Source organism: Acidimicrobiales bacterium, from assembly GCA_036270875.1.
Classification (GTDB): Bacteria; Actinomycetota; Acidimicrobiia; order Acidimicrobiales; family AC-9; genus AC-9.
Genome location: DATBBR010000051.1, coordinates 68,303 through 78,125 on the forward strand (window position 1 = coordinate 68,303; position 9,823 = coordinate 78,125).

Annotated in this window: 11 protein-coding genes and 1 tRNA gene; 8 read left to right on the forward strand and 4 right to left on the reverse strand. The window is 68.8% G+C overall.

Annotation, left to right across the window (positions count from 1 at the left end):
• Positions 1-13: 13 nt before the first annotated feature.
• Genes VH112_06215 through VH112_06240 form a run of 6 tightly spaced genes read left to right on the forward strand, consistent with a single transcriptional unit; the run spans position 14 to position 5,157 of the window.
• Positions 14-343, forward strand: coding sequence for a DUF192 domain-containing protein (locus VH112_06215; protein HEX4539825.1), 330 nt, complete (start codon positions 14-16; stop codon positions 341-343).
• Complete coding sequence (gene rsmI, locus VH112_06220) at positions 340-1,206, forward strand: 16S rRNA (cytidine(1402)-2'-O)-methyltransferase (protein ID HEX4539826.1); 867 nt, start codon at positions 340-342, stop codon at positions 1,204-1,206. The genes VH112_06215 and rsmI overlap by 4 nt, the downstream gene beginning before the upstream one ends.
• A 49-nt stretch (positions 1,207-1,255) precedes the next feature.
• Entirely contained in the window at positions 1,256-2,761 is a 1,506-nt protein-coding gene (gene metG, locus VH112_06225; protein ID HEX4539827.1) for a methionine--tRNA ligase, read from the forward strand.
• A gap of 16 nt (positions 2,762-2,777) precedes the next feature.
• Positions 2,778-3,575 carry a TatD family hydrolase gene (locus tag VH112_06230; GenBank protein HEX4539828.1) on the forward strand — a complete coding sequence of 266 codons (798 nt, stop codon included), beginning with the start codon at positions 2,778-2,780 and terminating at the stop codon, positions 3,573-3,575.
• Entirely contained in the window at positions 3,539-4,402 is an 864-nt protein-coding gene (rsmA, locus tag VH112_06235; GenBank protein ID HEX4539829.1) for a 16S rRNA (adenine(1518)-N(6)/adenine(1519)-N(6))-dimethyltransferase RsmA, read from the forward strand. The genes VH112_06230 and rsmA overlap by 37 nt, the downstream gene beginning before the upstream one ends.
• Entirely contained in the window at positions 4,378-5,157 is a 780-nt protein-coding gene (locus VH112_06240) for a 4-(cytidine 5'-diphospho)-2-C-methyl-D-erythritol kinase (protein ID HEX4539830.1), read from the forward strand. The genes rsmA and VH112_06240 overlap by 25 nt, the downstream gene beginning before the upstream one ends.
• Positions 5,158-5,183: 26 nt before the next feature.
• On the opposite strand, the gene VH112_06245 is transcribed toward VH112_06240, so the two are convergent.
• Positions 5,184-5,282, reverse strand: coding sequence for an AURKAIP1/COX24 domain-containing protein (locus VH112_06245; protein HEX4539831.1), 99 nt, complete (start codon positions 5,280-5,282; stop codon positions 5,184-5,186).
• A gap of 61 nt (positions 5,283-5,343) precedes the next feature.
• Here VH112_06245 and VH112_06250 point away from each other — a divergent pair, with 61 nt between their 5' ends.
• Together VH112_06250 and VH112_06255 are read left to right on the forward strand one after the other, a co-directional pair.
• Positions 5,344-6,216 carry an LLM class F420-dependent oxidoreductase gene (locus tag VH112_06250; protein HEX4539832.1) on the forward strand — a complete coding sequence of 291 codons (873 nt, stop codon included), beginning with the start codon at positions 5,344-5,346 and terminating at the stop codon, positions 6,214-6,216.
• 61 nt (positions 6,217-6,277) lie between these two features.
• Positions 6,278-6,353, forward strand: a tRNA-Gln gene (locus tag VH112_06255).
• Between the two features lie 644 nt (positions 6,354-6,997).
• Here the strand turns inward: VH112_06255 and VH112_06260 are convergent.
• The 3 genes from VH112_06260 to VH112_06270 form a co-directional block, all read right to left on the reverse strand.
• The gene (locus VH112_06260) at positions 6,998-8,512 is read right to left on the reverse strand and encodes a GMC family oxidoreductase N-terminal domain-containing protein (protein HEX4539833.1); all 1,515 of its coding nucleotides are present in this window, start codon (positions 8,510-8,512) and stop codon (positions 6,998-7,000) included.
• A gap of 308 nt (positions 8,513-8,820) precedes the next feature.
• Positions 8,821-9,582 carry an SDR family NAD(P)-dependent oxidoreductase gene (locus VH112_06265; GenBank protein ID HEX4539834.1) on the reverse strand — a complete coding sequence of 254 codons (762 nt, stop codon included), beginning with the start codon at positions 9,580-9,582 and terminating at the stop codon, positions 8,821-8,823.
• 18 nt (positions 9,583-9,600) lie between these two features.
• Positions 9,601-9,798 (reverse strand): CDGSH iron-sulfur domain-containing protein, encoded by a 198-nt coding sequence (locus VH112_06270; GenBank protein ID HEX4539835.1) that lies wholly within the window; start codon positions 9,796-9,798, stop codon positions 9,601-9,603.
• Positions 9,799-9,823 lie beyond the last annotated feature (25 nt).

Sequence of the window (9,823 nt, forward strand, 5' to 3'; positions counted from 1 at the left end):
AGGAGCGCATCGGGTGCCATGGCTCCTGCGTGAGGGCGAGGTCCTGGCCACGCTCGAGGTGGCCGACTCCTTCGCCGACCGCGTCCGGGGCCTGCTCGGCCGAGACGGCATCGACGGGGCGCTGCTGCTGCGCCCGGCCCACTCGGTCCACACCATCGGGATGCGCTTTCCGATCGACGCGGCGTTCTGCGACGCCCATCTCGTGGTGATCACCACGAGGTGCCTGGAGCGCAATCGGGTCTGTCTTCCCCGGGTCCGGGCCCGGTCGGTCCTCGAGGCCGAGGCGGGGGCGTTCGACCGCTGGAACCTGCGCATCGGGGACGAGCTGGAGATCAAGGGTTGACCCTCGCCGGCGCCACCCGCGACGGGTCCGGCGCCGGGGGCGCCCTGGTCCTCGTCGCCACCCCGATCGGCAACCTCGGCGACCTGTCGCCCCGGGCCGTGGATGCGCTCCGGAACGCGGACGTGATCGCCTGCGAGGACACTCGCAAGACGGGGCGCCTCCTGGCGCATGCCGGCATCACCGACAAGCGCCTGCTCGCCGTGCACGACCACAACGAGGCGTCGCAGACCCGCTCCATCCTGACGCTGCTCGATCGGGGGCGAAATGTCGCCGTCGTCACCGACGCCGGGACGCCCGGGATCTCGGATCCGGGCGGGCGCCTGGCGGCTGCGGTGGCCGCCGCGGGCGGCGAGGTGACGGTCGTGCCGGGTCCTTCTGCGCTCGTGGCCGCGTTGGTGGTCAGCGGGCTGTCGACCGCGAGGTTCGTCTTCGAAGGATTCCTACCCCGCAAAGGCGGCGATCGGTCCGAGCGGCTGGCTGGTCTGGCGGGAGAGCAACGCACGGTGATCCTCTACGAGGCTCCCCACCGGCTGGCCACCACCCTGGAGGACCTCGTCGACCGCTGCGGCCCGCTGCGCCAGGTCGCCGTGATCCGGGAGCTGACCAAGCTCCACGAGGAGGTGTGGCGGGGGACCCTGGCCGGCGCCGTTGACCGGGCCCGGGCCGCCCCGCCCCGCGGTGAGCACGTGCTGGTGATGGCCGGAGCGCCGGTGTGCGTGCCAGGCGAGGCCGAGGTCGAGGCCGCCCTCCAAGCTCGGCTCAGCTCCGGGCAGACCGCCAAGGAGGCGGTCGCCGAGGTGGCGGGGGAGCTCAAGGTCCCCAAGCGGCGCGTGTACGACGCCGCCCTGCGCCTACGTTCCTGACCAAATCCGCGCCGGCCCTTCGGGAGGTCGTCGGTACTGTGAGTGGGCAGTGGCCCGCTTCTTCCTGACGACTCCCATCTACTACGTCAACGACGCTCCCCATATCGGCCACGCCTACACCACGGTGATCGCCGATGCCCTGGCTCGCTGGCATCGCCTGCTCGGCGACGATGTCTTCTTCCTTACCGGCACCGACGAGCACGGTCTCAAGGTTGCCCAAGCGGCCGAGGCCAACGGTGTGAGCCCCAAGGAGTGGGCCGACCTCACGAGCGTGCGGTTCGTCGAGGCCTGGCGGCAGCTGGATATCTCCTATGACGACTTCATCCGGACCAGCGAGCCTCGTCACCATCTGGCGGTGCAGCGGTTCCTTCAGGCGGTCAAGGACAACGGCCACATCGAGCTCGGCACGTACGAGGGGCTGTACTGCGTCAGCTGCGAGGCCTACTACACCGAGGACGAGCTCGTCGACGGCATGTGCCCCATCCACGGCCGGCCGGTCGAGCTGGTGAAGGAGGAGAACTACTTCTTCAAGCTCAGCAGTTTCCAGCAGGCGCTCCTCGACTGGTACGAGGCGAACCCCGACGCGGTGCAGCCCGAGTCCAAGCGCAACGAGGCCCTTGGCTTCATCCGCCAGGGCCTCCAGGACATCTCCATCACCCGGACGTCGCTCAAGTGGGGAGTGCCGGTGCCGTGGGACGAACGCCACGTCTTCTACGTCTGGTATGACGCGCTCATCAACTACATCACCGCCATCGGCTACGGCGAGGACCCCGATCGGTTCGCCTCGTGGTGGCCGGCGGTGCATCACCTGATCGGCAAGGAGATCATCCGGTTCCACTGCGTGTGGTGGCCCGCGATGTGCATGGCGGCCGGTATCGATCCGCCGGCCCACTTCTTCGTGCATGGGTGGCTGCTCGTCGGCGGCGAGAAGATGTCGAAGACCAGCGCCAATCAGATCGCCCCCGCCGACCTGGTCGCGGACTTCGGTGTCGATGCGCTCCGGTACCACCTGCTCCGGGACGTGGCCCTCGGCCCCGACGGGGATTTCTCCTACGAGCGCATCGTGGCCCGGTACAACGCTGACCTCGCCAACAACCTCGGCAACCTGGCGTCGCGGGTCACGACCGTGGTGGCCAGCAAGTGCGACGGCGTCGGGCCGGCTCCCCGAGCCGACTCTCCGCTGGCGGTCGTCGCCGGCGAGGTGGTGCAGGCGGCGGCGGACGCGTGGGAGCGCTTCGCGCCGCACGACGCACTCGAGGCGGCCTGGAGGCTCATCCACGAGACCAACGCGTCGCTGGAGGCCGCGGAGCCCTGGAAGCAGGATCCCGGACCGCAGGTGAGTGCCGTCCTCGGCGATGCCCTGGAGGCGCTGCGTATCGTCGCCCTGCTGACCTGGCCCGCGATGCCGGCCGCCTGCTCGGAGCTGTGGCGACGTATCGGTCTCACCGGGTCGCCGGCCGACGCCCGCCTGCCGGAGGCCGCGGCGTGGGGCGGCTATCCCGCCGGGCGGTCAGTGGAGCGGGCAGCGCCGCTCTTTCCTCGGCGCAAGGCCTGAGCGAGGGAGCAGCCGGGTGAGCCCGCCGGTAGAGCCGGCCCGGGAGGCCGGCCCAGAGCGGTGGACTGACAGCCACTGCCACCTTCAGGACGCGGCCGACCCCGAGGAGGCGGTGCTCCGGGCGCGTGCCGCCGGCGTGACCCGCCTCGTCTGTGTCGGGACCGACGCCGCACAGTCGCGCCGGGCGCTGGCGTTGGCCGGCGGCGAGCTGTGGGCCACCGTTGGTCTGCATCCCCACGACGCCAAGCAGGGCGTGGAAGGTGTGACCGCGCTCTTGGACGAGGTGGTCGGCTCCGATGACTCCTCGCTCGTGGCCGTGGGCGAGTGCGGGTTGGACTACCACTACGACCACTCACTGCGGGCGACCCAACGTGAGGCCTTCGCCGCCCAGGTCGCCCTCGCCCATCGGCACGGTCTGGCGCTCGTCGTGCACAGCCGGGAGGCTTGGGACGACACGCTCGCCATCCTCGAGTCCGAAGGCGTGCCCGAGCGAACCGTGTTCCACTGCTTCACCGGGGGTGCGTCCGAGGCGCGGCAGTGCCTCGAGCTCGGCGCCTTCTTGTCCTTCAGCGGGATCGTGACGTTCAAGGGCGCCGGCGACGTCCGGGAGGCGGCGACGCTGTGTCCGGCCGAGCGGTTGCTGGTGGAGACGGACTCGCCCTTCTTGGCGCCCGTTCCGCATCGCGGCCGCCCCAACGAGCCGGCCTTTGTGGCATTGGTGGGCGCCGCTGTGGCCGAAGTGCGTGGGGAGGCTGTCGAGGATGTGGCCGCGTCGTCGTGGGCGGCGACGGCGGCGGCGTTCGGCCTGCCGTGACGCTGGGCCGGTCGGAGGTGCTCGATCTGCTCGCTCGTCACCAGCTGCGTCCGCGCCGGGCCCTGGGCCAGAACTTCGTGGCCGACGCCAACACGGTCAGGCGGGTCGCCCGGCTGGCAGGCATCGGCCCCGGCGACCGGGTGATCGAGGTGGGCGCCGGTCTGGGCTCGCTGACGCTTGCCTTGGTCGAGACGGGCGCCGAGGTGACCGCCGTCGAGGTCGATGCCGGGCTGGTCTCGGTTCTGCGGTCGGTCGCCGAGCCTGCCGGGGTCCGGGTGGTCGAGGCGGATGCCATGAGGCTCGACTGGGCCACGGTGCTCGGGTCGGAGAGCTGGGTGCTGGTCGCCAACCTTCCCTACAACGTCGCCACTCCGCTGGTCGCGAGGCTCCTCGACGAGGTGCCGGCTATCACGCGCATGGTGGTGATGGTCCAACGCGAGGTGGGAGAGCGTCTGGCCGCGGCGGTCGGCGACCCCGCCTACGGTGCGGTCTCGGTGAAGGTTGGGTACTGGGCCACGGCCGCAGTCCTGGGCCGGGTGCCGCCGACGGTGTTCGTGCCGCGCCCGAAGGTGGAGTCGGTGCTGGTGTCGATCGAGCGCCGTTCCTTGCCCGCGGTTGATCCTGGCGTCGTGGCGCCCGAGCGGCTGTTCGCACTCGTGCGGGCGGGCTTCGGGCAGCGGCGCAAGATGCTGCGGCGCTCCCTGGCCGGCCTTGTCGACGCGGCCGTGTTCGAGCGCGCCGGCATCCGGCCCGAGGCCAGGGCGGAGGATCTCGACGTCGCGGCGTGGGGAAGGCTGGCCGCATGCAGCGCGCCCTCGCCAAGCTGACTCGCTCGCTTCGGGTCGTCGGCGTTCGGGGCGACGGGTTTCACCTGATCGAGGCGGAGATGGTCACCCTGGACCTGGCCGACACGCTCGCGTTCGGGCCCGGTGACGGGCTCGAGATGGTGGGCCCGTCAGGGGGCTCTTCGGTTCCGGAAGATGAGACCAACCTCGTGCGCCGGGCCCTTGCCGCGGTGGGGCGGAGGGCGCACGTGCGCTTGGAGAAGCGGATACCGGCCGGAGCCGGTCTTGGAGGGGGGTCGGCTGACGCCGCCGCTGTGTTGCGGTGGGCCGGGGTGTCGGATCCGGCGCTGGCGTGCGCGCTCGGGGCAGACGTGCCGTTCTGTGTGGTCGGCGGGCGCGCGCTCGTGTCCGGGGTGGGGGAGGTGGTCGAGCCGATGGAGTTCGAGGACTGCGCCTTCGTGCTTCTGACGCCGCCGTTCGGCGTCTCGACGGCGGCGGTGTACCGGGCGTGGGACGAGCTGGGCGGGCCGGCGGCGGATGGGCCCAACGACCTGGAGGCGCCGGCCCTGGCCGTCGAGCCCCGCCTGGCCCGCTGGCGGGACGCCCTCGGCGAGCTCACGGGGCGCGTCCCCGTGCTGGCGGGAAGCGGCTCGACGTGGTTCGTGGAGGGATCAGCCGGAGACGTGGGCATCCGGGCCGGGACGCCGGTCGCAGTCCAAGGGGCGATAGCTCGGATCGTCGAGGTCCGTACCGACCGCCCGTCGGGGAAGGACCTCGCGCCTCGTGGCGGGCGGTAGGTTGGGGATCGCTCGGGGGGTCCCGGCTACTTCCCGGCGCGTCGCTGCCAGCGCGTCGCCTTCAGCATCTTCTTGTGCTTCTTCTTCCGCATTCGTTTGCGGCGCTTCTTGATCAGCGAACCCATGGCTGGCGGCACGCTAGTGGTTATCAGGACCCGAGGAAAATAGGGGAGAAAAGGAGACATCGTGAAGCTTGGCCTACACGTCCCGGACTTCACCTGGCCGAATGGCCCGTCTGGGCTCGAATCCGATCTCGGGGCGGTGGCAAAGGCGGCGGATGACGCCGGCTTCGACCGCCTGAGCGTGATGGACCACGTGTGGCAGATCGGCAATATCGGGCCGCCGGAGCACGAGATGCTGGAGGCCTATACGACACTCGGCTTCCTCGCCGCCCTCACCCGCCGGGTCAAGCTGCTGACCCTCGTGAGCGCCGTCGTCTACCGGGAGCCCGGCCTGCTGGCCAAGATCGTGACGACGCTCGACGTGCTGTCGGGAGGGCGGGCCATGCTCGGCATCGGCGCGGCCTGGAACGCAGACGAGGCGCGCGGGCTGGGTCTGCCGTTCCCGCCAACCAGCGAGCGGTACGAGCGTCTCGAAGAGGCGTTGCAGATATGCCGGCAGATGTGGAGCGATGATGACGCCCCGTTCACTGGCACGCACTACCACTTGGAGCGAACGCTCAACGTCCCCCAGGCCCTCTCGAAGCCCCGCCCCCCGATCCTCATCGGCGGATCGGGTGAGCGGAAGACCCTGCGCCTCGTCGCTCGCTACGCGGACGCGTGCAACCTCTTCCCTGGGCCTGATCTCGGGCACAAGCTGGACGTCCTGCGCGGCCATTGCGAGCGGGAGGGGCGAGCCTACGACGACATCGAGAAGACGGTCGTCTTTCGCTTCGACGTGGGACCCAACGGCGAACGAGTGGCCGAGACGGTCGATGCACTGCGTGAGCTCGCCCAGCTGGGCCTCCAGGTAGCTCACGGAGCCGTGGCCGACGTGTGGCGGATCACCCCGCTGGAGATCATCGGACGTGAGGTCATTCCGGCGGTCGCGGACCTGTGAGGCTCACGCGCCGGCTCTGCGGCTGCTGACAGGCCCGCGGGTAGCCTGGTCCTGACACCCATGGCGGGTAGTTCAACAGGCAGAACGCCTGACTTTGGATCAGGAGGTTGCAGGTTCGAGTCCTGCCCCGCCAGCCAAAAGACCAGGTGAGAGGGCCTATTTTGCCGCGCTTCGTCATGCTGGAGGGCTGTCGTGAGAAACAATACTCTGACGCCTTGTCATAAGGGCTGGTCAAGGACGAGTTTTCGACCTCGTGCGTGAGAAACAAAAGCCGTAAGCTTCCGGTACGCACCGGTGCGTCACGGTCAACGACGGTCAACCCGCCAATCAGAGGCATTTGCCCGGGCAGTCTCAAGCGGTCGTCGTTGCGTGTCCCAACTTCAGTGATCTGTTCGTCGACGGCGCGGCCGGCCTTGTCGCGATGACCTCGCCTGGACGCCTCTTGTCAGATCGCGGTGACCGGTCCCCTGTGCATACTGCCCGACGATGCCATCGATGCCGGCGATGCCCGCGCCCAGGTCGGCACTCAGCTGGTGTCGGTCGGTCAGGTAGGCGGGCCCGTTGTAGCTGACGAACGCCGAGCTACAACGCCAACAAGCGGTGGTCTTCGTCCACCCGAACCCCTCACCCGAGCCGGCTGCACACTCCCTGGGCCTTCCCGACTCCGTTATCGACTTCACTGCCGACACCACCCGGGCCATCGCGCAAATGCACTAGAGCAACATCTTCCGTGGGCAGTGCTGTTGTCTCCATGTCTCCGGGAGGCATTGACATGGGGAGCTCACCCGACGTACACGCGCTTGTAGATGTGCTCCGCGAGCATAATCGTGGTGAGGTTCGTGACCGTCGACGGAAGCTCCGGGATGATGGAGGCGTCGACGACCCGCAATCCGCTGACGCCTCGCACAAGGCCAAGGGCGTCGACGACGGCCGCCGGGTCGCCGGAACCACCCATGGGCGCGGTCGAGGTCGGGTGGCCGTATACCTCAAGATTCGCCTCGATGGTCTGGGCCAACGCGTCGTCGTCGCTCACCGCGTCGCCCGGGAGCATCTCGCCCGCGGTGAACCGCGCGAACGCCGGATCCCGGGCGATGGCCCGACTGAGCTTCACGGCTTCGAGCATGCGCCGCTTGTCCCGCCCGGTGGCCAGGTAGTTGTTCTCGATGATCGGGGCGTCCTCGGGGTCTTTGCTGGCCAGCCGGAACGTCCCGTGCGAGTCGGGTCGCACCACCGCTGGCGCCAGCACGATGGCACCGCCCGTGGGGCTGAAGGAGCCGGGCATGAGGTGGGTGGCGGTGATGTGGAGATCCAGCTCGTCCGCCCTGGCCTCGCTGGACGCGGTCCACAACAGCGATCCCACCGCGGGGGTCATGGCCAAGGAGGTCGGCGCCAGGGCGTAGGCGTTGTAGTAAAAGGCCTGGTCGTGGAGATTGCTGCCGACCGGCAGGTCAGCGACGACGTCGATGCCTAGGGCGGCGAGATCCCCGGCCGGTCCCACGCCGGAGCGAAGAAGGATCGCCGGGCTACCGTACGTGCCACCCGACAGGATCACCTCCCGGGCCTCGTGCACCGTCCCGGTGGCGTCGACGACCCCGGCCGCTTGGGTGGCCCTGAAGAGCACCCGGTCGACGGTGACGTCGCCCCGGATGGTCAGGTTGGGGCGCCGGCGAACCGCGTCGGTGAGGTACACGAGCGCGGTGTTCTGGCGGACGCCGTCGAGCACGGTCACCGGATAGCCGTCGGCACCATTCTGCTCGCTGCCGTTGAAGTCGTGGACTCGCTTGAACCCGTGTGCCACGCACGCCTCGACGAACCCCAACAGCGACGGCGTGAGCTCCTCGTCGCTTCGCTGGCGGACCGGAAGTGGCCCGCTCCGGCCGTGGAAGGCATCCTCCCCGTTTGGGGTGTTCTCCATGCCGCGGAAGGTGGGCAGGACTTCCTCGTACGTCCAGCCCTCGACGCCGTGGCGGGCCCAGTTGGCGAAGTCCGCCGCCCGGGCCCGGATGGCGACAGTGGCGTTCACGGCCGAGCTTCCGCCCAGCACCTTGCCCCGCGGAGCCGAAACCCGAGGTGATTGATCGCTCCCCTTCGCGAAGTATCCCCAGTCGTGGGCCGGGTCGGCCACCGTGCTCGGGTCGAGCAGCGACTCCGGGTACTGTCCCGGTTCGTAAGCAGGGCCGGCTTCGAGGAGCACGACAGATCGTCCGGGATCCTCGCTGAGACGGGCCGCAATCACGGCGCCGGCGGACCCCCCACCGACCACGATGACATCGGTGGCTTCAGATGAAGGTGTCATGACATCGTCCCTTCGTTGCTCGGCCGGTCCGGTCGACGGCCTGCACTCGAACGTGTTCGGTTCTGCTCATCCTGCGCATGAACCAGGCCCGATCGCATCCACGAAACCCATACTCGGGGTTGACCGATTGGGCTCAGACCTGAGATCGAGGTTCTCGATTCGCTCGGCCGCTTCGGCGGCATCGTGGCGTATGTTGCAGGTTCCGACAGCGGGGTCTTTGGCAGGTCTTGTACGAGACTCCGGGTCTGTGTCCGAGCAGCACCCAACCCGACGCGGGCACGGCGAACCTCTGTGCCAGATCAGTGCGGTCACCAGACCCTCATGCCTCCATCCACCACCAGGTCGATGCCTGTCACGTAAGAGCTCTCGTCGGACGCGAGGAACAGGGCAATCTTCGCCACCTCGTCGGGCTGACCGAAGCGCCCCAGGAGTGTCCGACCGACCATCTCGCTGGTCCAATTCGGGTCCTGGAGCTGGCCTTGCGTCGCCTTGCTTTCGATGAGGCCCGGCGAGATCGAGTTGACGCGGATCCCGTGTCGGCTTCCTTCCAGGGCGAGCTGGCGTGTCATCCCGATGATTCCCGCCTTGTTGGTCGCGTGGGCCAGGGACGGAAGGAGCTTGAAGCTTAGGGATGCGTTCAGAGAGGCCATGTTCACGACAACGCCCCGAGTAGCCTTCAGGTAGGGCCATGCCGCGCGGGTGAGGTAGAACACTAAGTCGACCTCGTCCCGGCGCGCTACGTCCCACTCCTCGTCCGTGACGTCTTCGAGCCAGTTGAATTGAGACCTGGCAGCGAGGTTGTACAGGACGTCGATCCGTCCGAACTCGCGGATCGCGAGCTCGACGAGCTTTGCGCAGTCGGCGGTATCGTTGAGACGGCATGGGTGCAGCGACACCATCTCGCCACCGGCGCCGCCCACCATCTCGAGGGTCGCTTGCGCGGTGTCGGCCGCAGCGTCGCAGCCGACAACCGACGCTTCTTCCCTGGCGAACGTCATGGCGGCAGCGCGTCCCATGCTCCCGCCGGTGCCGGTGACGACGCAGACCTTTCCGGAGAGCCGGCCGGACATCTCAGTGTGCCATCCGGTTCAGTTTGCGAGCGTGCCGTCGAAGTCCCATGTGGTGTGGGTACCGTCGCAGAACGGCTTGTTCGAGGAACGTCCGCAACGGCACATCGCCACCGGGTCGTCGTGTTCGATCTCGTGCCCATCGGGCGCGACGAGAGTAAAGGGGCCGGACACGATATAGGGACCGTCTTCGCTCGGGGTGATGCTGACGTCGGGCATTGAGGTGTCCTTTCTTGCTAGTAGA

Excerpts from the sequence above, each read along its gene's own strand:
- VH112_06240 (HEX4539830.1), top strand. The coding sequence starts at position 4,378 with ATGCAGCGCGCCCTCGCCAAGCTGACTCGCTCGCTTCGGGTCGTCGGC.
- VH112_06245 (HEX4539831.1), bottom strand. The coding sequence starts at position 5,282 with ATGGGTTCGCTGATCAAGAAGCGCCGCAAACGAATGCGGAAGAAGAAG.
- VH112_06260 (HEX4539833.1), bottom strand. The coding sequence starts at position 8,512 with ATGACACCTTCATCTGAAGCCACCGATGTCATCGTGGTCGGTGGGGGG.
- VH112_06265 (HEX4539834.1), bottom strand. The coding sequence starts at position 9,582 with ATGTCCGGCCGGCTCTCCGGAAAGGTCTGCGTCGTCACCGGCACCGGC.
- VH112_06270 (HEX4539835.1), bottom strand. The coding sequence starts at position 9,798 with ATGCCCGACGTCAGCATCACCCCGAGCGAAGACGGTCCCTATATCGTG.